Origin of the sequence: Ramlibacter paludis (assembly GCF_022012305.1) — a bacterium.
Lineage (GTDB): Bacteria > Pseudomonadota > Gammaproteobacteria > Burkholderiales > Burkholderiaceae_C > Ramlibacter > Ramlibacter paludis.
Window position 1 is genome coordinate 309,773 of sequence record NZ_JAKLTM010000004.1, and the last position, 22,237, is coordinate 332,009.

At 69.2% G+C, this 22,237-nt stretch carries 21 protein-coding genes; 9 read left to right on the forward strand and 12 right to left on the reverse strand.

Annotated features, from left to right (window positions below; genetic code table 11):
- Positions 1-11: 11 nt before the first annotated feature.
- Both LZ009_RS15180 and LZ009_RS15185 read right to left on the reverse strand, forming a co-directional pair.
- Positions 12-1,082: an AI-2E family transporter gene (locus LZ009_RS15180; protein ID WP_275698790.1), complete on the reverse strand. Its 1,071-nt coding sequence runs from the start codon at positions 1,080-1,082 to the stop codon at positions 12-14.
- A 21-nt stretch (positions 1,083-1,103) separates the two neighbouring features.
- A complete protein-coding gene (locus tag LZ009_RS15185; RefSeq protein WP_275698791.1) occupies positions 1,104-2,228 on the reverse strand; it encodes an AIR synthase related protein in 1,125 nt (374 codons plus the stop codon).
- Between the two features lie 58 nt (positions 2,229-2,286).
- Here LZ009_RS15185 and LZ009_RS15190 point away from each other — a divergent pair, with 58 nt between their 5' ends.
- A complete protein-coding gene (locus tag LZ009_RS15190) occupies positions 2,287-3,474 on the forward strand; it encodes an MFS transporter (protein ID WP_275698792.1) in 1,188 nt (395 codons plus the stop codon).
- Positions 3,475-3,580: 106 nt separating this feature from the next.
- A complete protein-coding gene (locus tag LZ009_RS15195) occupies positions 3,581-4,324 on the forward strand; it encodes a ParA family protein (protein ID WP_275698793.1) in 744 nt (247 codons plus the stop codon).
- Positions 4,325-4,391: 67 nt separating this feature from the next.
- Here LZ009_RS15195 and LZ009_RS15200 read toward each other — a convergent pair whose 3' ends face one another.
- Together LZ009_RS15200 and murJ are read right to left on the reverse strand one after the other, a co-directional pair.
- Positions 4,392-5,243, reverse strand: a complete 852-nt coding sequence (locus LZ009_RS15200; protein ID WP_275698794.1) for a SirB1 family protein — start codon at positions 5,241-5,243, stop codon at positions 4,392-4,394.
- Positions 5,244-5,299: 56 nt separating this feature from the next.
- Positions 5,300-6,865, reverse strand: a complete 1,566-nt coding sequence (gene murJ / locus LZ009_RS15205) for a murein biosynthesis integral membrane protein MurJ (protein WP_275698795.1) — start codon at positions 6,863-6,865, stop codon at positions 5,300-5,302.
- Positions 6,866-6,980: 115 nt separating this feature from the next.
- Here murJ and rpsT point away from each other — a divergent pair, with 115 nt between their 5' ends.
- Entirely contained in the window at positions 6,981-7,283 is a 303-nt protein-coding gene (gene rpsT, locus LZ009_RS15210) for a 30S ribosomal protein S20 (RefSeq protein WP_275698796.1), read from the forward strand.
- Between the two features lie 100 nt (positions 7,284-7,383).
- Here the strand turns inward: rpsT and LZ009_RS15215 are convergent, their stop codons facing one another.
- Entirely contained in the window at positions 7,384-7,704 is a 321-nt protein-coding gene (locus LZ009_RS15215) for a DUF3579 domain-containing protein (protein ID WP_275698797.1), read from the reverse strand.
- Between the two features lie 211 nt (positions 7,705-7,915).
- Between LZ009_RS15215 and LZ009_RS15220 the strand changes: the two genes are divergently transcribed.
- A complete protein-coding gene (locus tag LZ009_RS15220; protein WP_275698798.1) occupies positions 7,916-9,109 on the forward strand; it encodes an aspartate aminotransferase family protein in 1,194 nt (397 codons plus the stop codon).
- Positions 9,106-10,041: an ornithine carbamoyltransferase gene (argF, locus tag LZ009_RS15225; RefSeq protein ID WP_275698799.1), complete on the forward strand. Its 936-nt coding sequence runs from the start codon at positions 9,106-9,108 to the stop codon at positions 10,039-10,041. The genes LZ009_RS15220 and argF overlap by 4 nt, the downstream gene beginning before the upstream one ends.
- 9 nt (positions 10,042-10,050) lie before the next feature.
- Here argF and LZ009_RS15230 read toward each other — a convergent pair whose 3' ends face one another.
- The 3 genes from LZ009_RS15230 to LZ009_RS15240 all read right to left on the reverse strand — a co-directional run bounded on the left by LZ009_RS15230 (position 10,051) and on the right by LZ009_RS15240 (position 15,070).
- Positions 10,051-11,745 (reverse strand): response regulator, encoded by a 1,695-nt coding sequence (locus LZ009_RS15230; RefSeq protein ID WP_275698800.1) that lies wholly within the window; start codon positions 11,743-11,745, stop codon positions 10,051-10,053.
- Positions 11,745-13,262 (reverse strand): ATPase domain-containing protein, encoded by a 1,518-nt coding sequence (locus LZ009_RS15235; protein WP_275698801.1) that lies wholly within the window; start codon positions 13,260-13,262, stop codon positions 11,745-11,747. The genes LZ009_RS15230 and LZ009_RS15235 overlap by 1 nt, the downstream gene beginning before the upstream one ends.
- Before the next feature lie 113 nt (positions 13,263-13,375).
- Positions 13,376-15,070, reverse strand: coding sequence for a long-chain fatty acid--CoA ligase (locus LZ009_RS15240; protein ID WP_275698802.1), 1,695 nt, complete (start codon positions 15,068-15,070; stop codon positions 13,376-13,378).
- 110 nt (positions 15,071-15,180) lie between these two features.
- Between LZ009_RS15240 and LZ009_RS15245 the strand changes: the two genes are divergently transcribed.
- Positions 15,181-16,143, forward strand: coding sequence for a Bug family tripartite tricarboxylate transporter substrate binding protein (locus tag LZ009_RS15245; RefSeq protein WP_275698803.1), 963 nt, complete (start codon positions 15,181-15,183; stop codon positions 16,141-16,143).
- On the opposite strand, the gene LZ009_RS15250 is transcribed toward LZ009_RS15245, so the two are convergent.
- Complete coding sequence (locus LZ009_RS15250) at positions 16,140-16,400, reverse strand: hypothetical protein (protein WP_275698804.1); 261 nt, start codon at positions 16,398-16,400, stop codon at positions 16,140-16,142. The genes LZ009_RS15245 and LZ009_RS15250 overlap by 4 nt on opposite strands.
- A gap of 31 nt (positions 16,401-16,431) precedes the next feature.
- Between LZ009_RS15250 and LZ009_RS15255 the strand changes: the two genes are divergently transcribed.
- Positions 16,432-17,400, forward strand: a complete 969-nt coding sequence (locus tag LZ009_RS15255; protein WP_275698805.1) for a glycerophosphodiester phosphodiesterase — start codon at positions 16,432-16,434, stop codon at positions 17,398-17,400.
- Here the strand turns inward: LZ009_RS15255 and LZ009_RS15260 are convergent.
- Both LZ009_RS15260 and LZ009_RS15265 read right to left on the reverse strand, forming a co-directional pair.
- Positions 17,397-18,452 (reverse strand): DMT family transporter, encoded by a 1,056-nt coding sequence (locus LZ009_RS15260; protein WP_275698806.1) that lies wholly within the window; start codon positions 18,450-18,452, stop codon positions 17,397-17,399. The genes LZ009_RS15255 and LZ009_RS15260 overlap by 4 nt on opposite strands.
- 79 nt (positions 18,453-18,531) lie before the next feature.
- Entirely contained in the window at positions 18,532-18,822 is a 291-nt protein-coding gene (locus LZ009_RS15265) for a hypothetical protein (protein ID WP_275698807.1), read from the reverse strand.
- Between the two features lie 144 nt (positions 18,823-18,966).
- Here LZ009_RS15265 and LZ009_RS15270 point away from each other — a divergent pair, with 144 nt between their 5' ends.
- Positions 18,967-19,944: a P1 family peptidase gene (locus tag LZ009_RS15270; protein WP_275698808.1), complete on the forward strand. Its 978-nt coding sequence runs from the start codon at positions 18,967-18,969 to the stop codon at positions 19,942-19,944.
- Positions 19,945-19,952: 8 nt separating this feature from the next.
- A complete protein-coding gene (locus tag LZ009_RS15275; protein WP_275698809.1) occupies positions 19,953-21,275 on the forward strand; it encodes a TAXI family TRAP transporter solute-binding subunit in 1,323 nt (440 codons plus the stop codon).
- Here LZ009_RS15275 and LZ009_RS15280 read toward each other — a convergent pair whose 3' ends face one another.
- Complete coding sequence (locus LZ009_RS15280; RefSeq protein ID WP_275698810.1) at positions 21,276-22,157, reverse strand: hypothetical protein; 882 nt, start codon at positions 22,155-22,157, stop codon at positions 21,276-21,278.
- Between the last annotated feature and the right edge of the window lie 80 nt (positions 22,158-22,237).

Genomic DNA, 22,237 nt, shown 5'->3' on the forward strand with positions numbered 1-22,237 from the left:
CGGCATGGCGCTCACCCGTGGTACAGCTGGCTGGCGAGGTAGCCGCTGCGCGCGCGCCGCACGGCCACCAGCAGCACCGCGCTGGCCGGCAGGGCGACCAGCACGCCGACGAAGCCGAACAACTGGCCGAAGGCGAGCAGCGCGAAGATCACGGCCAGCGGATGCAGGCCGATGCGCTCGCCGACGAAGCGCGGCGTGAGGTAGAAGCCTTCGATCACCTGGCCGGAGCCGTAGACCACGCCCACCATCACCAGCGCCTTGATCGAAGCGAATTCGAGGAAGCCGGCCATCAGCGCCAGCACCAGCCCGATGCCGAAGCCGACGTAGGGCACGAACATCGCCAGGCCGGTGAACACGCCGATCGGCACGGCGAGGTCGAGCCCGAACAGTGCCAGGCCCGTGCTGTAGAAGATCGCCATCACGACCATCACCAGCAGCTGGCCGCGCAGGTACTGGCCCAGCACCTGGTCGGCCTCCGCCGTGAAGGCATCGACGCCGGGACGCGCACGCGGCGGCACCAGTTCGAGCACGCGCGCGACCACCTGCTTCCAGTCCATCAGCAGGTAGAACAGCGCCACCGGGATCAGCACCAGGTAGCCGACGACGGTGAGCGCGACGTTGCCACCCATCTTGACCGACGACCAGATCGAGCCGAGGCCGAGGCCGCTGCCGGTGCTGAGGTAGTCCACCAGCTGGGCGCGCAGGCTTTGCAGGTCCAGCGAGATCTTCAGGCCGAACTCCGCCAGCAGCGGCGACAGCGCCGCATGCAGGCGGTCGAACAGGACCGGCAGCTGCTCGCGCATCAGCGGCAGCTCCTTCACCAGCACCGGCACGATCAGCAGCACCAGCGACACCAGCGCCAGCAGCACGATCAATTCCACCAGCACCACCGCCAGCACGCGCGGCATGCGGCCGCGCCCCATGTCGTCGAGCCGGTCCACCAGCGGCGTCAGCGCATAGGCCAGCACCGCGGCCACCACGAAGGGCGCCAGCACCGGGCCGAGCGCGCGCAGCACGAGCACGGCCAGGAGCGCGATGCCCAGCCAGGTTGCGGCCCGCTTCTGCGTGGGGGTGAATTGCATGCGAGGGAAAGCGCGCCTTTTTCAGCGGAGCTGCAGGTCCTCGTCGCTGAAGCGGATGCCCAGCGGTTCGATCAGCAGCTGCTTGTCGCCCGCCTCGACGCGGCCCGCGAGCGTGGCGGCGATGCCCAGCGACTGCGCGATCTCCACGGTGCGCTGCGCATCGCCCGCGGCGACGAACAGCGCGAAGCCCGCGCCCATGTTCAGCGTGCTGTAGGCCTCGCGGTCGTCCTGGTTGGCCTGCTGCTGGATGAAGCGCAGCACCGCCGGCACTTCGGGCAGCGCGGCTATGCGGTACGTCAGCTTCGCCTGGTGCCGCAGCAGCTTGCGCCAGCCGTGGCCGGTGACGTTGGCGCAGTAGTGCGGCGTGATGCCGGCCTTGTACAGCGCTTCGGTCACGGGCGAATACAGCACGGTGGGCGCGAGCAGCGCCTCGCCGTAGCTCTGGCCGTCGGGCAGCTTCGTGAGATAGCCCTGGGGCAGGCGTTCGACCAGCTTGCGCGCCAGGCTCAGGCCGTTGGCGTGGATGCCGCTGGAGGCGAGCAGCACGATTGCATCGCCGGCGGCCAGCTTGTCGCCCACCGAGAGGCGTTCCTTGGGATTGATCAGGCCGGTGCAGGAGGCCGCCAGGTCGATGCGCCCGGCTTCGACCACGCCGGCCAGCGCCGGCGTCTCGCCGCCGCCCCAGGCCACGCCGCAGGTGTCGCAGGCGCGCTTCCAGCCTTCGACCAGGGCCTGCGCGCGCTGGGCGTCGCCGAACCAGTCGGAGCCGCCGGCGGCCCAGTAGGCCTGCACCACCAGCGGCGTCGCGCCGACGGTGATCAGGTCGTTGACCGCCATCGCGATCGTGTCCTGGGCGATCGCGTCGTAGTAGCTCTTGCCGGTCAGTTGCCGCATCTCGTCGGCCACCAGCGCCTTGGAGCCGAGGCATTCGACGATGGAAGCCAGGTAGAACGGGCCGACGTCCACGACGTAGGCCGACTCGCCGCGCGAGGCCTTGACTTCGCTGAAACCGTGGGCCGCCAGGTGGCCGGCGGTCGCGGCCGCGGACCGCTGCGCAGCCACCTTGAGGGGATCGATCAGGTCGTAGTTGACGCCGGCCTGCTCGTAGCTGAGGGTGGTGGCGGAGGACGCGGCTTTCGGATTCATCCCTAAATTATCGCCGCTCGCCCTACACTGCCCCGGCCGCCATGAATCGCCACCCCGCTTGAACGAAGCCAGGACGCCCCCGAGCACGCTGCCGCCCGGCATCTGGGCGCTGGGCCTGGTGAGCCTGCTGATGGACGTCTCTTCGGAGCTGATCCACAGCCTGCTGCCGGTCTTCATGGTCACCACGCTGGGCGCCAGCATGGTCACGGTGGGCCTGCTGGAAGGCGCGGCGGAGGCGACGGCCTTGATCGTCAAGGTGTTTTCCGGCGCCTGGAGCGACTGGCTGGGCCGGCGCAAGCCGCTGGCGCTGCTGGGATACGGCCTGGGTGCGGCATCGAAGCCGCTGTTCGCCCTGGCCGGCTCCGCCGGACTGGTGGTGGCGGCCCGGCTCATCGACCGGGTCGGCAAGGGCATCCGCGGCGCCCCGCGCGACGCGCTGGTGGCCGACCTCGCGCCGCCCGGCATGCGCGGCGCCGCCTTCGGCCTGCGCCAATCGCTGGACACCATCGGCGCCTTCCTCGGCCCGGTGCTGGCCATCGCCTTGATGCTGCTGTGGGCCAACGACATCCGCGCGGTGTTCTGGGTGGCGGTGATTCCCGGCGTGCTCGCGGTGGCCGTGTTGCTGTTCGGGGTGCACGAGGCGCCGCACGACCCCGCCGCCGTGCGCATCAACCCGATCCGGCGCGACAGCCTGCGCCTGCTGCCGCCGGCCTACTGGTGGGTGGTGGGGATCGGGGCGCTTTTCACGCTGGCGCGCTTCAGCGAAGCCTTCCTGGTGCTGCGGGCTCAGCAAGGCGGGCTGGCGCTGGCCTGGGTGCCGCTGGTCCTGATCGTGATGAACCTGGTCTACGCGCTGGGTGCCTATCCGCTGGGCAAGCTGGCCGACCGCGCCAGCCACCGCGGGCTGCTGGCCGCCGGCCTGGTGGTGCTGGTGGCCGCCGACGTCCTGCTGGCGCGCGCCGACCACGGCTGGCCGCTCTGGGGCGGCATCCTGCTGTGGGGCCTGCATATGGCCATGACCCAGGGCCTGCTGGCCACGATGGTCGCCGATACCGCGCCGGAGCAGCTTCGGGGGACCGCCTTCGGCGTGTTCAACCTGGCCGGCGGCCTCGCGCTGTTGCTGGCAAGCGGCATCGCCGGCTGGCTCTGGGACCGCTTCGGGGCCTCCACCGCCTTCCTGGCGGGCGCCGGCTTCAGCACCCTGGCGCTGGCGGCACTGGCCTGGCGGCGGCCGGCCGCGGCGTGACCGAAGCCACGCCTCGCTACAACATCTCTAGCATCTGGATACCACGCCTGCTGGACGGCCGGCCGGTTCTGGCCCACACTGCCGAGGTCGTTGGGGAGGATGGAACATGCCAGTGATCGCCGTCGTCAACCGCAAAGGTGGGAGCGGCAAGAGCACCTTTGCCGCCCACGTGGCGGCCTGGTGCGCCCGCCAGGGCCATGCCGTGATGCTGGGGGACATCGACCGCCAGCAATCCAGCCGCGGCTGGCTGCGCCGGCGCGATCCGTCCCTCCCGGGCATCGCGCCCTGGACCGTCGACCAGAAGAACGTGCTGCGCGTGCCGACCGGCATCACCCACGTGGTGCTCGATACGCCCGGCGGCCTGCACGGCTTCGAGCTCGCCCGCATCGTCATGTTCGCCGACGCCATCGTGCTGCCGGTGTGTCCTTCCGTCTTCGACCGCGAATCGGCCGCCGCCTGCCACGCGGAACTGATGACGCTGCCGCGCGCCGCCAAGGGCCAGTGCAAGCTGGCGGCGATCGGCATGCGCGTCGACGGCCGCACCAATGCCGCCGCGGTGCTCAAGGACTGGGCCGCCGAGCGCAACCTCGAGATGCCGGGTCACCTGCGCGAGACGCAGCTCTATGTGCGCAGCCTGGAAAGAGGCCTGACCCTGTTCGACCTGCCGCCCAGCCAGGTGGCGACGGACCTGGCGCAGTGGGAACCCGTTTTGGACTGGCTGCGGCCGGTGATGAATCCGGCGCCCGTGGCGCGCGAGCCGGCGCCGCGCGACGTGTTGCGCACGCGCACGCCGATGTCGGGGGTGCTGGCCGGGGCCAGGCCCTTGAATCCGGTGCAAAGGGTGGCGTAACCCACGTCATTGCGGGCTGGACCCGCAATCCAGCTACGCTGCTCGATCAGGCCGGGATGACAAGTTCCTAGTGCTTCTCGCGTCGCAGGTCCGCGACGCGGTCCGCGATCGCATCGATGTCCAGCGCGTCCTGCGCATGCACCAGGTAGGTCTCCAGGTCGTCGACCGCCAGCGCCGTGTGGCCTTGTTCGGCGTGCGCCAGTCCGCGGTCGCGGTACTCGGCCCAGGCATCGGGCAGCAGGATCAGCAGCCGGTCCTGCACCGCGATCACGCGCTGCCAGTCTTCCTGCGCCCGGTGGATTTCCTTCAGGTTGCGCAGCATGCGCGCCAGGATGTCGCGCGGCGGCGCGGCTTGCAGGTACAGGCCCAGCGGCACCTCGAATTCGTCGACCAGGCCGCTGCGGCGCTTGTAAGGCTCCAGCCGTTCACTGAGTTCTTCGCGGGACAGCGACTGGCCGGTGAACGGATCGATCACCACCTGCCCCTTCGGCAGGTTGACCTTCACCATGAAGTGGCCCGGGAAGCAGACGCCGCGCGCATGCAGGCCGATGCCTTGCGCCAGCTCGATCCACAGCACGGCCAGCGAGATCTGGATGCCGCGGCGCGTGCGCAGCACCACGTTCAGGTAGCTGTTGTCCGGGTCGCAGTAGTCGTTGACGTTGCCGCCGAAACTCAGGTCGCGGAAGAAGAACTGGTTCAGGGTGCGCAGCCGCTGCAGGGCTGCGGCATCGGCGGGAATGCGGCGCTTCAGGCGCGCCAGCAGCTGGTCGACGTCGCCCAGCACCAGCTGGAGGTCGAGATCGGGATATTCGTCCTGCGCCAGGCTGGCCGCCGCTTCCAGCAGGGGGAAGTGCTCGTCGCTTTGCACCAGCATCCGGAAATACCCCAGAGGCGATGGTGACGCGAATTGCAGGGTCATGCGTTCCTTTGTAATGGACCGGGTGGGGAGCGTCAAGCCACCGTTGCCGCCAGGCTTCAGTGGCGCACGAACTGGCGCAATTTGAGTCCCGCGATCCGCAGCGCGCCGAAGTAAAGCACGCCCGACGCGGCCATCAACCCCGCCATCACGCCGATGCGCAGCAGCTTCTGGTCGTTCCAGGCGATCCAGGGCAGGTTGAAGGTCGCCCACGTCAGGAATACCCCCAGCAAGGCGCTCGCCGCGAACACCTGCAGGGCGAAGCGGCCCCAGCCCGGGCTCGGCTTGTAGCGGCCGCGGCGCAGCAGCCCCGCCAGCAGCAAGCCGGCATTCACCAGGGCCCCCAGCCCGATCGACAGGGCCAGGCCCGCGTGCCTGAGCCACGGGACCAGCGCGAGGTTCAGCAATTGCGTGATGAGCAGCGCCACGATCGCGATGCGCATCGGCGTGCGCATGTCCTGGCTGGCGTAGTACCCGGGAGCCAGCACCTTGATGGCCACCAGGCCCAGCAGCCCGCTGCCGTAGCCGCCCAGCGCCAGCGCCACCTGGTCGACGTCGCTGGCCTTGAAGGCGCCGTAGTGGAACAGCGTGGCCACCAGCGGGCGCGCGAACACCAGCAGCGCCACCGAGCAGGGAATCGCGAGCAGCACCACGAGGCGCAGGCCCCAATCGAGCATGCCCGAATAGCGCTCCTCGTCCTGGCTGGCGCGCGCCGCGGCCAGCTGCGGCATCAGCACCACGCCCAGCGCCACGCCCAGCATCGCGGTCGGGAATTCCATCAGCCGGTCGGCCGAATTCAGCCAGCTGACGCTGCCCGGCGCCAGGTGCGAGGCGATCTGCGTATTGATCAGCAAGGAGATCTGGGCGACGCTCACGCCCAGCAGCGCCGGCAGCATAAGGCGCAGGATGGTGCGGGTGGACGGGTCGTTCAGCGCCGCGCGCAGGCCGGCGAAGGTGGCGCCGATGCGCGGCAGCATGCCGATCTTGCGCAGCGCGGGCAGCTGGAAGGCCAGCTGCAGGATGCCGCCCAGCATCACGCCCACGCACTGGGAGTAGATCGGCTCGATGCCCAGGCGCTGGAACCAGGGCGCGACGACGACGATCGACAGGATCAGCGTCAGGTTCAGCAGCACCGGCGAAGCCGCCGGCACGGCAAAGCGCTTCCAGGTGTTGAGGATGCCGCCCGCCAGCGCCACCAGCGACATGAAGCCGATGTAGGGGAACATCCAGCGGGTCATGACGATGGCCGCGTCGTAGGCATGCGGCGTCTGCTGCAGGCCGCTGGCCAGCGCCCAGACCAGCAGCGGCGCGCCCACCACGCCCAGGATGCAGAGCAGCACCAGGGTCCACAGCAGCACGGTGGACACGTGGTCGACCAGTACCTTGGCGCCGGCATCGCCTTCGGTGGCCCGGTTGCCGGCCAGCACCGGCACGAAGGCCTGGCTGAAGGCGCCCTCGCCGAAGACGCGGCGGAACAGGTTGGGGATGCGGAAGGCGACGTAGAAGGCGTCGGTGAGCGCGCTGACGCCGAACACGGAGACCATCAGCACGTCGCGCAGGAGCCCGGTGACGCGGGAAGCCAGGGTCAGGAGGGAGACGGTGGAGGCGGCTTTGAAAAGGCTCACTGGCCCGAGTGTAGCCCCCGGAAACGGCCGACTACCCCTTGGGCGGCGGGGAAATGGCGGGCGGCTATAATGGTGGGCTTTGCTGGCATCATCCTCAGACACCTAAGGACTCACCATGGCCTCTGCCAAACCCAAGAAAAAGAACCCGCGCCTGGCCTCCGGCCGCAAGCGCGCCCGCCAGGACGTGAAGCTGAACTCGGCCAACACGTCCCTGCGCTCCAAGTACCGTACCGCTGTGAAGAACGTCGAAAAGGCGGTCGCAGCGGGTGACAAGGCCAAGGCGACCGAACTGTTCGCCAAGGCCCAAGCCATCGTGGACACGGTTGCCGACAAGGGAATCTTCCACAAGAACAAGGCAGCTCGCGACAAGAGCCGCCTGTCGGCGAAGGTCAAGGGCCTCGCCGCCGCCACCGCCTGACACTTCCGTCAGGTCAGCCCGTGGGCCGCAAGGCTCGCGCCGTTTGAACCGGGTGCGCTGCCAGCAAGCAAAAGTGAAAAACCGCCTTCGGGCGGTTTTTTCATTTCACCGGCCGGTCTTCGGGCAGCAGGCAAGCCTCGCCCACCTGCAGGTCGTTGTCCTTGGCGAAGTTCAGGCAGAAGTCCCAGGCCATGGGCTCGTGGGCGCGCAGATCGCTGTTGACGATCACGCACTTGATGCCGTTGATGACGGTGGGCACGACCCAGGGCGAATAGCTCAGGTGGCTGCCCGGCTGGGCGCCGCCGGGGCGGAAGGAGCTCATCACCCCGGCCAGCCGCTCGGCCCAGTCGCTGGGGCGGAAGGTGCGGCCATCCTGGGTGATGCCCTGGATGAACACTTCTTTGGCGTTGCTGGAAACCATGGGTCGGAGGGGCGGCGGCGCGTGGCCCGTCTGCCTTGCTGCGCCGCACAAGTATTCTATCTTATATAAGAGTTGGCTCGTCCGGCGGTGCATTGGAGTGATGCGGAATTCTCAAACATTGCACGCAAGCCGTGTGCCTACAATCGCGTTCCAACGGCTCACCAGACACGTTGAGCCGCTTTCATTTGTGACGCGAAAAGGAACAGCTGCAATGGCCCACATCGAGCCGTCGTCCCCCCACACCATGAACACCTATGGCCGGCTGCCGATCGCGCTGTCGCATGGCCAGGGCGTGCACGTCTGGGACGTCAACGGCAAGCGATACCTGGATGCCCTGGCCGGCATCGCGGTCAACACGCTGGGGCACAACCACCCCAAGCTGGTGCCTGCCCTGCAGGACCAGGTGGCGAAGATCATCCACAGCTGCAACTACTACCACGTGCCCAACCAGGAGAAGCTGGCGGCCAAGCTGGTGGAACTGTCCGGCATGACCAACGTGTTCTTCGGCTCGACCGGGCTGGAGGCCAACGAGGCGGCGATCAAGCTGGCGCGCAAGTACGGCCACGACCGCGGCATCGAGAAGCCGCAGATCGTCGTCTACGAGAAGGCCTTCCACGGCCGCAGCATTGCCACCCTCTCGGCCACCGGCAACGAGAAGGTGCAGGCCGGCTTCGGCCCGCTGGTCGAGGGCTTCATCCGCGTGCCGCTGAACGACATCGCCGCCCTGAAGAAGGCCACCGAGGGCAACAAAGACGTGGTGGCCGTGTTCTTCGAGACGATCCAGGGCGAAGGCGGCATCAACGCCATGCGCATCGAATACCTGAAGCAGGTGCGCGCCCTGTGCGACCAGAACGACTGGCTGCTGATGATCGACGAGGTGCAGTGCGGCATGGGCCGCACCGGCAAGTGGTTCGCGCACCAGTGGGCCGGCATCGTGCCGGACGTGATGCCCCTGGCCAAGGGCCTGGGCTCGGGCGTGCCGATCGCCGCGGTGGTGGCCGGCCCCAAGGCCGCCAACATCTTCCAGCCCGGCAACCACGGCACGACCTTCGGCGGCAACCCGCTGGCCATGCGCGCGGGCGTCGAGACGCTGCGCATCATGGAGGAAGACAAGCTGGTCGAGAACGCCGCCCGGGTCGGCGCCCACCTGAAGGCGGCGCTCGAGCGCGAGCTGGGCGGCCTGAAGCAGGTGGTGGAGATCCGCGGCCAGGGCCTGATGATCGGCGTGGAGCTGGACCGCTCCTGCGGCGTGCTGACGCAGCGCGCGGCCGACGCCGGCCTTTTGATCAGCGTGACCGCCGACACCGTCATCCGCCTGCTGCCGCCGCTGATCATGACCGAGGCGCAGGCCGACGAGGTCGTGGCCATCCTCGCCCCGCTGGTGAAGAAGTTCCTGGCCGAATGAGCAAGAGCGACATGGCGATCCGGCATTTCCTGCAGTTCACCGATTTCACCGCCGACGAGCATCGCTGGGTCTTCGAGCGCGCCGCGGCGATCAAGCGCAAGTTCAAGGGCTACGAGAAGTACCACCCGCTCGCGGACCGCACGCTGGCGATGATCTTCGAGAAGGCCTCGACGCGCACGCGCGTGAGCTTCGAAGCGGGCATGTACCAGCTGGGCGGCTCGGTGGTGCACCTCACCACCGGCGACAGCCAGCTGGGACGCGCCGAGCCGATCGAGGACAGCGCCAAGGTGATCAGCCGCATGGTCGACCTGGTGATGATCCGCACCTTCGGCCAGGACAAGATCGAGCGCTTCGCCGCGCACTCGCGGGTGCCGGTGATCAACGGGCTGACCAACGAATTCCATCCCTGCCAGATCCTGGCCGACATCTTCACCTACATCGAGCACCGGGGGTCGATCGCCGGCAAGGTGGTGGCCTGGGTCGGCGACGGCAACAACATGGCCAACACCTGGCTGCAGGCCGCGGAGCTGCTCGGGTTCACCGTGCACGTCAGCACGCCGTCCGGCTACGAGGTCGACCAGGCCGTGGCCGGCTTGCGCAGCAACGACAGCTACAAGGTCTTCCGCGACCCGATGGAAGCCTGCCGCGGCGCCGACCTGGTGACCACGGACGTCTGGACCAGCATGGGCTTCGAGGCCGAGAACGAAGAGCGCCGCGCCGCCTTCGCCGACTGGCGCGTCGACGCCGACATGATGAAGGTCGCCAAGCCGGATGCGCTCTTCATGCACTGCCTGCCCGCGCATCGCGGCGAGGAAGTCGAGGCCGAAGTGATCGACGGCCCGCAGTCGGTGGTGTGGGACGAGGCGGAGAACCGCATGCACGTGCAGAAGGCGCTCATGGAGTTCCTCCTGCTGGGACGCGTCAAGGACTGACGCCGCGGGTCAGGCGCTGGTGGCTTCCGCCTTCGCGCCATCCAGCACGCTCGCCACCGCATCGCCCAATTGCGCGATGTCGAAAGGCTTGCGCAGGATGGTGGGCTTGCCGGCCAGGCGTTCCACCGCCGCCATGTCGGCATAGCCCGTGGCCAGGATGACCGGGATCGCTCCCAGCAGCTGGCGCGCGCGCGAAATCACCTCGGCGCCGGTCATGTCGGGCATGGCGTAGTCCACCACCAGCAGGTCGGGCCGGGACGTGCCGAGCTGCGCCAGCGCCTCGCCGCCGTTGGCGGCCTCGGAGACGCGGTAGCCGATCAGGCTCAGGCACTCGACGATCACGCGGCGCACGTCCGGGTCGTCTTCCACCACCAGGATGTGGCTGGCGTTCGCCTTGGGGGGCAGGCCCACGGCGCGCACCGGCGCGGCCGGCGGCTCCGCTTCCTCGTCGGCCTGCGGGAACAGCATCTCCACCGTCGTGCCCTTGCCCAGCTCGCTGCGCAGGCGCACCACGCCGCCGGACTGGCGCGCGAAGCCGTAGACCTGGCTCAGGCCCAGGCCCGTGCCGCTGCCCACCGGCTTGGTGGTGAAGAACGGGTCGAACACCTTCTGCAGCAGGTTGGGCGGGATGCCGCTGCCGCTGTCGCTCACGGACACCAGCACGTAGTCGCCGGCCGGGAGGTCGCGCTCGTCGTCGAAGTAGCGGGTGCCGGTGGTGATCGTGAGCTTGCCGCCTTCGGGCATCGCGTCCTTGGAGTTCACCGCCAGGTTCAGGATCGCCATTTCCAGCTGGCCCGGGTCGAGCACCGCCGTCGCGTCTTCCTCGCACAGGTCGTAGGTCACTTCCACGCCCGAGCCCACCGAAATCTCCAGCAGGTCCTTCATGCCGCCCAGCAGCTGGTTCACGCTGGTGAGCTTGGGCATCAGCGACTGGCTGCGGGCAAAGGACAGCAGCTGGTTGGTCAGGCGCGAGCCGCGCCGCGCCGCGCTCTTGGCGCGGTCCACCACGGGCTTGACCTTCTCCTCCTTGGCATAGAGGGAGACCAGCTCGAGGTTCATGTTGACCACGTGCAGCAGGTTGTTGAAGTCGTGCGCGATGCCGCCGGTGAGACGGCCGATCGCCTCGAGCTTCTGCACCTGCGTCAGCGCGTTCTGCGCCCGCTCGCGTTCGTTGATCTCCTTCATCAGGCGATCGTTGGCGCTGGCGAGTTCCCTGGTGCGCGTGAGGATGCGGTTTTCCAGGTCGCCGTTCAGGCGCTCCAGCTCCTGCCGCGTGCGCCCGAGTTCCTCCAGGTGCTGGCGCGCCGCGTACTGGCGGCGGCGCGCGCGCACGGCGGACTCGGCGGCGCTGGCGAGGGTCTCGGCGTTGAGCGGCCGCTCCAGCAGCACCAGGTTGCCCAGGCTGTGCAGGGAGCGGAAGTCCTTGTCGGCGCGGCGGCCCTCGCGCTTGGTCGCGAGCACCACGAAGGGGAAGTCGGACCAGGGCGGCTGGTTCTGCAGCCACTGCGTGAGGCGGTTGTCCTGCAGCAGTTCGGCCAGCGCTTCCTCGGTCAGGATCACCGCGGCGGCGCCTTCGTCCAGGCGGGCCAGCAGGTCATCCTGGTCGGCACAGACCCGGGCCGTGATCTTCTGTCCGGCCAGCACGCTCTCCACCACCGCGGCATCGCGGCCGCGGGGTGCGTAGACCAGGACCCGCAATTCCATCAGTGCTTCCTCGAATGCTCGTCGTCACCGAGCAGCGGCATCGCGCCGCGGTAGTGGGCCACGCCGGCCAGCACGCCGATGAAGTCGGTCAGCGCCTCGCCGATCTCGATGCCGCCGGCCTGCATGCGCAGCTCGCGGATGGTCTGCTCGTGCTGGTTGGTCCGGCTCTTCACCATCGAAACCGCCTTCAGCACCTGGCCGCGCGCCTCGAAGAAGCGGAACAGCAGGATGCCGTCGGCGAGGTAGCTCATGTCGATGTCCGACTGGATCTCGCCGATGATGCCGTGCTGCCCGAGGATCAGCAGGGTGACCACGTCGCGGTGGCTCAGGTAGGTGAGCAGCTCGTGCATCTGCAGCATCAGGTACTTGCTGCCGGGCATGGCCTGCAAGTAGGCGTTGAGGCTGTCGATGACCACCATCCCCGCGCCATCTTCCTCCACCGCATGCCGCACCCGGTGCGCGAACTCGCCGGCGGACACCTCGGCCGGGTCCAGCGGCACCAGGCTCAGCTGCCCGTTGTCGAGGTACGGCGTGATGTCGAGATTGAGCGCCTTGGCGCGCTGCACCAGCGTGGCCAGGCCTTCGTCGAACAGGTAGTAGACCGCGCGCTCGCCACGCTTCAGCGCCGCCAGCACGCAAGCCAGCGCCGTGGTCGTCTTGCCGATGCCCGAAGGACCGCAAAGGAGCGTGTTGGTGCCCCGGGACAATCCACCGCCCACCAGGCCGTCCAGCCGCGCCATGCCGGTGCTCACCACCTTGGCCGTGGACTCGACGCGGTGCTCCGCCGCCACCAGGCGCGGGAACACCGCGAGGCCGCCGGTGTCCAGCACGAAGTCGTGTTCGCCGCCCCGGAACTTGATGCCGCGCATCTTGATCACGCGCAGGCGGCGCCTTTCGGGACCGTACTGGTCGACCGCCTGCTCCAGGTTCACCACGCCGTGCGCGATGCTGTGCAGTTGCTGGTCGGTGTGGCGGCTGGAGCGGTCGTCCAGCATCAGCACCGTGCAGTCGTGGTCGGAAAAGAATTTCTTCAGCGCGAGCACCTGGCGCCGGTAGCGCAGCGGGTCCTGCGCCAGCAGGCGCATCTCCGACAGGCTGTCGAAGATCACGCGCTGCGGTTTCAGGCGCTGCACCGCCGCCATCACGCCGCGCACGGTTTCGCCGAGTTCGACTTCGGCCGGATGCAGGATCGACTGTTCCAGCTCCGGGCTCAGGCCTTCGCTGCTGACCAGTTCGAACAATTCGATGCCTTCGAGGGACCAGCCGTGCGACGCGGCGACCGTGCGCAGCTCGGACGAGGTTTCGGACAGCGTGACGTACAGGCCGCGCTCGCCGTGGCGCGCGCCCTCGGCCAGGAACTGCAGCCCCAGCGTGGTCTTGCCCGCGCCGGGATCGCCCTCCACCAGGTAAAGGTGCCGGACGGGAAAGCCGCCCCCCAGCACGTCGTCGAGACCGGGGATGCCGGTGGACGCGCGTTCCTGGGTGGGTAGGTTCAGGGGAGGAGGTGGCCGTTTCATGCGGTAGGTAAAAGCCGCATGAAATGCGGTGCGCGGCCATAGTAACGGGGCCGCACCACCGGGGCTGTAGGCCCTTTCCGACAGTTCAGTTCGGTTGCTGCCTTGGTCGAGCTTCAGCTGGCGCTTTCGGCCTCCTGGAGGCTTCGCCACATCACCTTGCCGCTGCCGCTCTTGGGCAAGGCATCCGCGAACTGGACGATGCGCGGCACCTTGTAGACGGCCATGTTCTCGCGGCACCAGTCCACGATCTCCTGCTCGCTCACCTGGCCCTTGAAAGACGGCCGCAGGACGACGACGGCCTTGACCGTTTCGCCGCGGTAGGCGTCGCGCGCGGCGATCACGCAGGCTTCCTGGATCGCCGGGTGGCGGAACATCAGGGCCTCGACTTCCGCCGGCCAGACCTTGAAGCCTGACGCGTTGATCATTCGCTTGAGGCGGTCGGTGAGGAAGAAGTAGCCGTCCTCGTCGGTGCGCCCGAGGTCGCCGGAGCGGAAGAAGCGCTTGCCCTCGAACTCGACGAAGGCCGCAGCGGTCGCATCGGGCCGCTTCCAGTAGCCGTCGAACACCATCGGGCCGTGGATGATGATCTCGCCCTGCTCGCCGGGCGGCAGCTCGCGCAGCGTCTCGGGGTCCACCACGCGCGCATCGCAGCTCATGAAAGGCACGCCCAGGCACTGCTGCTTGGGTGCATCGATCGGGTTGCTGTGCGAAGGCGCAGCCGTCTCGGTGAGGCCGTAGCCCTCGATGTATTTCAGGTTGAACTGCTCCAGCAGCCGCTGCGCCACCGCCTGCGGCATCGCGGCGCCGCCGCCGCCGATGTGCACCAGGCTGGAGAGGTCGTAGCTCGCGAAGTTGGGGCTGGCCAGCAGGTCGATCACCATCGTCGGGATGTTGGTCCAGCTCGTGACCTTCCAGTTGGAGATCAGCCAGCCGGCCAGCTCGCGGTCCCAGCGCGGCATGAGCACGATGGTGGCCGCGGAGTAGATGTTCGAATGCAGCGCGCTCACCATGCCGGTGATGTGGAACATCGGCACCACGAGCAGCGTGACGGTCTCGGAGGTGGCGTTGCCCCACACGGCGCTCGCGATCGCGTTGTGCATCAGGCTGCGGTGCGGATGCATGCAGCCCTTGGGGTTGCCCGTGGTGCCACTGGTGTAAGGCAGCACGGCCAGGTCGCTTGGCCCCACCTCCAGGGCGGGGAGGGCCAGCGTGTTGTCCAGCGCCGCGCTCCACGCCTGCACTTCGCCGCCGGCGAGCTGCGGCAGCGGGTGCCGCGTGAGCAGCCATTCGCGCCAGGCCGCGGGCATGGGGCCGGCTTCCGGCGCTTCCGGGTCGAAGGCATCGGTGAACTGCGTGACGATCATGTGCCGCAGGCGGTCCGCCTCGGGCAGCTGGGCGTCGGCCTTGGCGATCTCGGCGGCGAGGTCGCCGGTGGTGATGGCGACCTTCGCGTCCGGGTCGGTGATGTAGTGCTTCAGCTCCTCGGCGCGGTTCATCGGGTTGACCGGCACAACCACCGCGTTGGCGCGCAGGATGGCGAAGTGCGCGATCACGAGCTGCGGGCAGTTCTGCATGTCCAGCAGCACGCGGTCACCCTTGCGCACGCCCAGCGCGTGCAGGCGCGCGGCGAGCCGCTCGGCCCGCTGCTGCAGCTGCGCGTAGGTCAGCACGCGGCCGAAGAACACGAGCGCCGCCTTGCCGGGATAGCGGCGGGCGCTGGTGGCCAGGTTGTCCCAGAGGGAAGTGGCAGGCAGCGTGATGGCGTGCGGCAGGCGCTTCGGCCAGAACTTGTGATGCGGACGGTCCATGGAGCGGAGGGTAGCGAACACCGGCCCCGGCGCCATCGGGAAAGGTCCCGAGCCCGGTCGCCTGGGCGACCCACCCTATCATGGCTGCGCATTCGAACCAAGGAGACACCATGCGATTCTGGAAGGCCGCCGCCGCGGCCCTGCTGGCTGCCACGTCCTTCACCGCCCTGGCGGCCTACCCCGACAAGCCGATCCGGCTGGTCATCGGCTTCCCGGCCGGCGGCCCGCTGGACCAGCACGCCCGCCTGTTGTCGGAACGCCTGCAGGCCGTGCTGGGCCAGCCGCTCGTCATCGACTACAAGGCCGGGGCCGGCGGCACGGTGGGCGCGCAGGAAGTGATGAAGGCGCCCGCCGATGGCTATACCCTGATGCTGGCCAATACCGGCGTGATGGTGATCAATCCGGCGCTGTACGCGAAGCTGCCCTACCAGACGCTGCGCGACTTCACGCCCATCGCGCGCACGGCCATGCAGCCGCTGGCGCTGCTGGTGAATCCCAAGCTGCCGGTCAACACGCTGCCCGAATTCATCGCGTATGCGCGCTCGCGCCCGGGCCAGGTGAACTACGGCTCGGCGGGCAACGGCGGCATCAGCCACCTGGCGCCGGAGATGTTCAAGAACGCCACCGGCCTGTTCATGGTGCACATCCCCTACCGCGGCAGCGCGCCCGCGTTCACCGACCTGATGGGGGGCCAGGTGCAGTTCATGGCGGAGTCGATCCCGCAGGCGGCGGCGTACCACAAGCAAGGCAAGGTGAAGGCGCTGGCGGTCACCAGCCGCGAGCGCAATGCCGCCCTGCCCGAGGTGCCGACCGTGATCGAGAGCGGCGTGAAGGACTTCGAGGTGGTCGGGTTCTACGGCTTCCTGGCGCCGGCCAACCTGCCGAAGGACGTGACGGCGAAACTGAGCGACGCCTTCCGGCAGGTGCTGGCCAGCCCCGACATCCGCAGCCGCATGACCGCGCAGGGCGCCGACCCCGCCTTCCTGGGCAGCGAGGACTTCGCGAAGTACCTGGCCGCGGAGATGCCGCGCTGGGCCGACGCGGTGAGGAAGTCCGGCGCGAAGATGGACTAGGAGAGCACGAAGACGAGCCCGAAGGCGCCGACGGACACCGTCTTGCCGCGCAAGGTGGTGTACGAGGCGACGCCCAGCGAGTGGTAGCTGGAGGCAAAGGCCGCCAGCGCGCCGACTCCGAGCGCGCGCACCACCGGGTTGCGCTCGCCCAGCGCTTCCTGGATGCGCTGGCGGTGCTTCTCCGGCGAGGGGTTGAGGAGGACGGCCAGCAGCAGCACGACGGCGGCCGCCAGCAGCGAGATGCCTGCTTTCTTCATGCCGCAATCTAGCAGACGGCACAATGCCGGCATGCGCCATTCCACCCTCGCCCGGGCCGCCCTGCTGGCCGCTGCCCTGTTCGCATCCTCCGCCTTCGCCTTCGACCTGCAAGGCCATCGCGGCGGCCGCGGACTCTCTCCGGAAAACACCCTGCCCGCCTTCGAGCGCGCGCTCGCGCTCGGCGTCGACACGCTCGAACTCGATGTCGGCCTGACGGCCGACGGCGTGGTCGTCGTCTCGCACGACCCTTACCTCAATCCGATGATCGCGCGCGACGCCAACGGCCAATGGCTGGAAGGCTCGCGCGGGCCGCTGATCAAGTCGCTGACGCTGGCGCAGCTGCGCGCCTACGACGTGGGCCGCATCCGCCCGGACAGCACGTACGCCGCGAGCTTCGCGACCCAGGAAGCGCGCGACGGCACCCGCGTGCCCACCCTGGCCGAGCTTTTCGCGCTGGTGAAGGCGCGCCGCTCCGGCGTGCGCTTCAACATCGAGACCAAGGTGTTTCCCAACCGGGCCGAGGACACGGTGGCGCCCGAGGTGCTGACGCGCGCCCTGCTGGCCGTGATCCAGGAAGCGGGCATGCAGTCGCGCGTGAGCATCCAGAGCTTCGACTGGCGCACGCTCAAGCTGGTGCAGCAGCTGGCGCCGGCGATTCCCACGGTCTACCTCACCTCGCAGACCGCCACCAGCGACAACAGCAAGGACCCGGCCTGGACGGCGGGCCTGCGTTTCGACGACCACGGCAGCGTGCCGCGCATGGTCAAGGCCGCCGGCGGCGCCGCCTGGTCGCCCAACGGGCCGGCCCTGACCGAGCCGCTGGTGAAGGAAGCGCACGCGCTGGGCCTGCAGGTGATCCCCTGGACCATCAACAACCCGGCCGACATGGAGCGCTTCATCGCCTGGGGCGTGGACGGGATCATCACCGACTACCCGGACCGCCTGCGCGAGGTGATGGGCAAGCGCGGCATGCCCTTGCCGGCCCCCGCTCCGAACTAGTGTCCGTGGCGGTGGTGCGCATCCGGGTAGTGCGGATGCGTGTGCACCACCGGGGCATGCACGTGCGGATGGCTGTGGCGCGTGCCGGGCGCCACCGGCGGCACGTGCACGTGGCCGTGGTGCGCGTCGTCGTGCACATGCTCGTGCTCGTGCGCCAGCTCCTCGTGCGCGTGGGCATGCTCGTGCCGCTCGCGCAGGTGCAGCCACACGCCTGAGGCCATGAGGAGGGCTGCGGCGGCCAGTTGCCAGTGCACCGGCTCGCGCAGCAGCAGCACGGCCAGCAACGCGCCGAAGAAGGGCGCCACCGAAAAATAGGCGCCGGTGCGGGCCGTGCCCAGCCGCCGCAGCGCCAGCACGAACAGCACCAGGCTCACGCCGTAGCTCGCGAGTCCGAGCAGGCCCGCGGCGAACACCGCCGATGGGGCGGGCCAGTGCGCGCCCAGCGCGAGGGCGATGGCCAGGTTGACGCTGCCGGCCAGCAGCCCTTTCACCATCGCGAGCCACGACGCATCCGCCAGCGAGACCTTGCGCGTGAGGTTGTTGTCCACGGCCCACGCGAGGCAGGCCGCCACCACCAGCAGCATGGAAGGCCACGCGCCCTTCGCCTGCGTGCCGTCCGGCCAGGCCAGCACGACGCCGCCCGCAACGATGCAGGCCATGCCCGCGGCCACGTGGCGGTCCACGTTCTCCCTGAACACCACCCAGGCCAGCAAGGCCGTGAGCACGGCTTCGGCGTTCAGCAGCAGCGAAGCCTGCGAAGCCGGCAGTCCCGACAGTCCCAGCAGCAGCAACACCGGGCCGGCCACGCCGCCGCACAGGATCGCGCCGGCGAACCAGGGCCATTCCCCCGCGGCCAGGCGCACGCGCTCGCCTCGTCGCAAGGCGCGCAGGACCGCGAGCCCGAGGCCGGAGCCGAGATACAGCAAGGCAGCCAGCAGCCAGGGGCTGGCGATCTGCAGCAGCAGCTTGGCGAGCGGCGCCGCGGCGCCGAACAGCAGCGCGGCGGCCAGGGCAGCGCCCACGCCGGGCGGAAGTCGCTTCATGGAAGCCATGGTTGCAGAAACAGGAAAGCCGGGCGGATCGCTCCGCCCGGCCGTCCGGATTGGGTCGGGCCCGATGGCCCGGGGCGCTTCAGCGCAGGATCTTGGCGATCACGAAGCCGGCGGCGAAGGCGACGCCCAGCGCGGCCAGCGGGTTGGCGCGGACCTGTTCGCGGGCCATGTCGCCGTATTCCTGCTGCAGGCTCATCATCTTGTCGCTGCTGGTCCCGAGCTTCTGCTCGAGCGTGTCCACCGCCTCGTGCAGGGTCTGGGCGACCTTGCGCACGCGGTTCACGTCGCCGTTCAGTCCGTTGGCGCCGCTGCTGCTCTGGCCCTGCTCGGCACTGGTGGGGAAGGGGTTGCTGGCCGTTTCGGCGTTCATGGCGGTTCCTCTCTCGGGGCTTCGTTGCGGTGAATGCCGGCACATGCCGGCGGAAGCCACCACTTTAGGAAGCCCAGCCTTTGGCGACTGTCGGAGAAGGCGCCGCTCAGGGTGTAGGACAAATCCTCCCCCGATAATCCCCGCATGCGGACTTCGATCACCAGCGTCGCCGGCATCCTGGTCGGCCACTTCACCGATACGCGCCGGCCCACCGGCTGCACCGTGGTGCTTGCACCGGGCAGCGCCATTGCCGGCGTGGACGTCCGCGGCGCGGCCCCCGGCACGCGCGAAACCGACCTGCTGCATCCTTCCAACGTGGTCGAGCGGGTCCACGGTGTGCTGCTGTCCGGCGGCAGCGCCTGGGGCCTGGACGCCGCCGGCGGCGTCATGCGCTGGCTGGACGAGCAAGGCATAGGCATGACGGTCGGGCCCGCACGCCTTCCGATCGTGCCCGGCGCGGTGCTGTTCGACCTGCCGCTGGGCGACCAGCGCATCCGGCCCGATGCCGCCGCGGGCTACGCCGCGTGCCAGTCCGCCAGCAGCGCGCCGCCGGAAGAAGGCTGCGTCGGCGCCGGCGCCGGCGCGGTGGTCGGCAAGATCTTCGGCTTCCACCGCGCGATGAAGGGCGGCATAGGCACCGCTTCGATCACCGTGGACGGCGTCACCGTGGGCGCGATCATTGCCTGCAACGCGCTGGGCGACGTGGTCGATCCCGACACCGGCACGGTGATCGCCGGCGCGCGCAGCGAGGACGGCCTACGCCTGCTGGACACGCGGCGGGCGCTGCTGCGCGGCGACACGCCCAAGCCCATGCTGGCGGGCAGCAACACCACCATCGGCGTCATCGCGACCGACGCCGTGCTCACCAAGGTGCAGGCGGGCCGCCTTGCCACCATGGGCCACGACGGGCTCGCGCGCGCGATCAACCCGGTGCACACGCTCTCCGATGGCGACGCCCTCTTCGCGCTGGCCACCGGCGCGAGCGGCAAATCGTTGGGAATGATGACCCTCGGCACCATGGCCGCCGAGGCCTGTGCGCTGGCGACGGTGCGTGCGATCCGTGCCGCGCGCGGCGTGCGCCTGGGCGACCTGCACCTGCCGGCGACGGGCGAGCTCGCATGAAGCGGCACATGAAGCCGGTGAAGGCGCTGCACAACACCCTGCTGTCCCTCCGCGACCTGCTGGTGTCCGCGGGGCCTGTGCTGCTGCTGGCCGTGGGCCTGCTGGTGCTGGCCTACTGGTGGCTCGACCCCAACCCGCCCAAGCGCGTGGTGCTGGCCACCGGCGGCCCGCAAAGCGCGTACGAGGAGTTCGGCAAGCGCTACCAGAAGGCGCTCAAGGCCTACGGCATCGAGGTGGTGCTGGTGCCCAGCGAAGGCTCGCCCGCCAACCTGCGGCTGCTGCGTGCCGGCAAGGCAGACCTGGGCTTCGTGCAGGGCGGGACGAACGACCGCAGCGTCAGGGAGGAAAGTGGCATCCAGTCGCTGGGCAGCCTGTTCCTGGAGCCGCTCTGGATGTTCTACCGCACCGAGGCGGCCAAGGGCATGCCGGCCGGGGTGCTCAGCTCGCTGACGCAGCTGCAGGACCTGCGCATCAACGTCGGCTTTCGCGGCAGCGGCTCCCCCTCGCTGATGCGCAAGCTGTTCGAGCAGAACAGCCTCGACCCCGCCAGGATGAAGATCTCGCGCCTGGACGAGACGACGGCGACAGTCGGATTCCTGAACGGTGAACTCGACGTGATCGTGTTCGCTTCCGCGCCCGAGTCGCTGATGGTGCAGATGCTGCTGCAGACGCCGGGGGTGAAGCTGATGGACTTCAGCCAGAGCGAGGCCTACTCGCGCCGCCTGCCTTTCCTGACCCCGGTGGTGCTGCCGCGCGGCATCGTCGACCTGGCGAAGGACCAGCCGCCGCAGGACGTGCGGCTGGTGGCGACGACCACCTCCCTGCTCGCGCGCGAGGGCACGCACCCGGCGCTGCTGCAGCTGTTCGCGCAGGCCGCGCGCGACATCCACGGGCCGGCCGGCTGGTTCAACCGCGCGAGTGCCTATCCGACGCTGGAGCGCACCGAATACCCGGTCTCGGCCGAAGCCGAACGCATGCTGCGCAGCGGCAAGCCTTTCCTGCAACGCTGGCTGCCCTTCTGGATCGCCAACCTGGTGGAACGCATGTGGCTGGTGCTGGGCATCATCCTGGCGGTGCTGCTGCCGCTCACGCGCATCGTGCCGCCGCTGTACCAGTTCCGCATCCGCTCGCGCGTCTTCCGCTGGTATGCGCAGTTGCGCGACATCGAGGCCCGGCTGCATGCCGAGCCCGCAGCGGGCCAGGAACTGGTGGGGGAACTGGACGCGCTCGACGAGCGCGTCGGGCGCGTCAGCGTGCCGCTGTCGTATGCCGACGAGCTCTACGCCTTGCGCAACAACATCGAGGCCGTGCGGCGGCGCGCCGCCGCCTGATCAACGACCCTTGGGCGAGTCGTAGGAGGCGGTCATCGTGCCGCCCTGGTTCATGCGGCCCTTGAGCTCGCCCAGCTGCTGCTCCAGCTCCGCGGCTTCGCGCGCGCCCAGGCGGGCGTTGGCGATGTGGCGGCGGGTCTCCACCGGCAGCTTGGCGGTATTCTTGCCGTTCCAGACACTGCGGCCCTTGGACGACAGGTTGTAGTAGATCGAGACGCCTTCGCGCAGCTTGCGCGCCTGTTGCTCCGGCGTGAGCTTCAGGCCGGCGATGCGGCGCGCGCTCCAGATGGCGGCGTCGCGCATGTGTTCCGCGGCCGCATGCACGGCTTCCACCGGGTCGGCAGGATTCACGATGCCCATCGCCTTGGCGGTGGCGGGCTCGAACTGCGCGATGCCGAGGTTGGGCGTGCCGTCCTTGCTGGCGCCCAGGCGCGGGATCCAGCTGGTTTCGGCGTTGATGATGCCGTAGACGTCGCGGTAGCTCAGCCCCACTTGCTGCAGGTTGGCGTCGCGGGCGGCCGACTGCGCGAGCAGCAGGCGCGATTGCGCGTCCGGGGTCTTGAGTTCGGTGCCGCCGAAGCGCACCGGCAGCCAGCGCACCTTCTCGCGCAGCGCGTCGTAGCGGCTGTTGAACTTGAGCGTGGCGGCGGCAGCGTTGGCGACCATCATGGGCGCGGAGCCGACGTCGTGCGCGGCCGCGGTGATCGCGGCCACGGCGGCCTGCGCGGTTTCCGTGACGTGGCCGGCGTGCTGCCGCTGGGCCAGGGTATCGGAGGTGGAAGGGGCGACGGCGATCGAACCGCTGAGCCCGATGCCGACGAGGCCGGCGAGGACCAGGTAATTCGGCACGCGGGCCACTTTCGCTGCGATGCGCTGGTTCATTTGCAATGTCCCCTACTGTTCGTAACTGCGAACTCTCTTGAGGGGTCGTGTCGGAGAAAGTTCAGGCCGTTACAAGGTCC

What these genes read in the sequence shown, in the direction of transcription:
- LZ009_RS15215 (WP_275698797.1), bottom strand. Translation starts at nt 7,704, where the DNA reads ATGGTTTCCAGCAACGCCAAAGAAGTGTTCATCCAGGGCATCACCCAG.
- LZ009_RS15275 (WP_275698809.1), top strand. Translation starts at nt 19,953, where the DNA reads ATGAAGCCGGTGAAGGCGCTGCACAACACCCTGCTGTCCCTCCGCGAC.
- rpsT (WP_275698796.1), top strand. Translation starts at nt 6,981, where the DNA reads ATGGCCTCTGCCAAACCCAAGAAAAAGAACCCGCGCCTGGCCTCCGGC.
- LZ009_RS15220 (WP_275698798.1), top strand. Translation starts at nt 7,916, where the DNA reads ATGGCCCACATCGAGCCGTCGTCCCCCCACACCATGAACACCTATGGC.
- LZ009_RS15280 (WP_275698810.1), bottom strand. Translation starts at nt 22,157, where the DNA reads ATGAACCAGCGCATCGCAGCGAAAGTGGCCCGCGTGCCGAATTACCTG.
- LZ009_RS15265 (WP_275698807.1), bottom strand. Translation starts at nt 18,822, where the DNA reads ATGAACGCCGAAACGGCCAGCAACCCCTTCCCCACCAGTGCCGAGCAG.
- argF (WP_275698799.1), top strand. Translation starts at nt 9,106, where the DNA reads ATGAGCAAGAGCGACATGGCGATCCGGCATTTCCTGCAGTTCACCGAT.
- LZ009_RS15270 (WP_275698808.1), top strand. Translation starts at nt 18,967, where the DNA reads ATGCGGACTTCGATCACCAGCGTCGCCGGCATCCTGGTCGGCCACTTC.
- LZ009_RS15245 (WP_275698803.1), top strand. Translation starts at nt 15,181, where the DNA reads ATGCGATTCTGGAAGGCCGCCGCCGCGGCCCTGCTGGCTGCCACGTCC.
- LZ009_RS15260 (WP_275698806.1), bottom strand. Translation starts at nt 18,452, where the DNA reads ATGGCTTCCATGAAGCGACTTCCGCCCGGCGTGGGCGCTGCCCTGGCC.
- LZ009_RS15185 (WP_275698791.1), bottom strand. Translation starts at nt 2,228, where the DNA reads ATGAATCCGAAAGCCGCGTCCTCCGCCACCACCCTCAGCTACGAGCAG.
- LZ009_RS15230 (WP_275698800.1), bottom strand. Translation starts at nt 11,745, where the DNA reads ATGGAATTGCGGGTCCTGGTCTACGCACCCCGCGGCCGCGATGCCGCG.
- LZ009_RS15250 (WP_275698804.1), bottom strand. Translation starts at nt 16,400, where the DNA reads ATGAAGAAAGCAGGCATCTCGCTGCTGGCGGCCGCCGTCGTGCTGCTG.
- LZ009_RS15180 (WP_275698790.1), bottom strand. Translation starts at nt 1,082, where the DNA reads ATGCAATTCACCCCCACGCAGAAGCGGGCCGCAACCTGGCTGGGCATC.
- LZ009_RS15235 (WP_275698801.1), bottom strand. Translation starts at nt 13,262, where the DNA reads ATGAAACGGCCACCTCCTCCCCTGAACCTACCCACCCAGGAACGCGCG.
- LZ009_RS15195 (WP_275698793.1), top strand. Translation starts at nt 3,581, where the DNA reads ATGCCAGTGATCGCCGTCGTCAACCGCAAAGGTGGGAGCGGCAAGAGC.
- LZ009_RS15240 (WP_275698802.1), bottom strand. Translation starts at nt 15,070, where the DNA reads ATGGACCGTCCGCATCACAAGTTCTGGCCGAAGCGCCTGCCGCACGCC.
- LZ009_RS15255 (WP_275698805.1), top strand. Translation starts at nt 16,432, where the DNA reads ATGCGCCATTCCACCCTCGCCCGGGCCGCCCTGCTGGCCGCTGCCCTG.
- LZ009_RS15200 (WP_275698794.1), bottom strand. Translation starts at nt 5,243, where the DNA reads ATGACCCTGCAATTCGCGTCACCATCGCCTCTGGGGTATTTCCGGATG.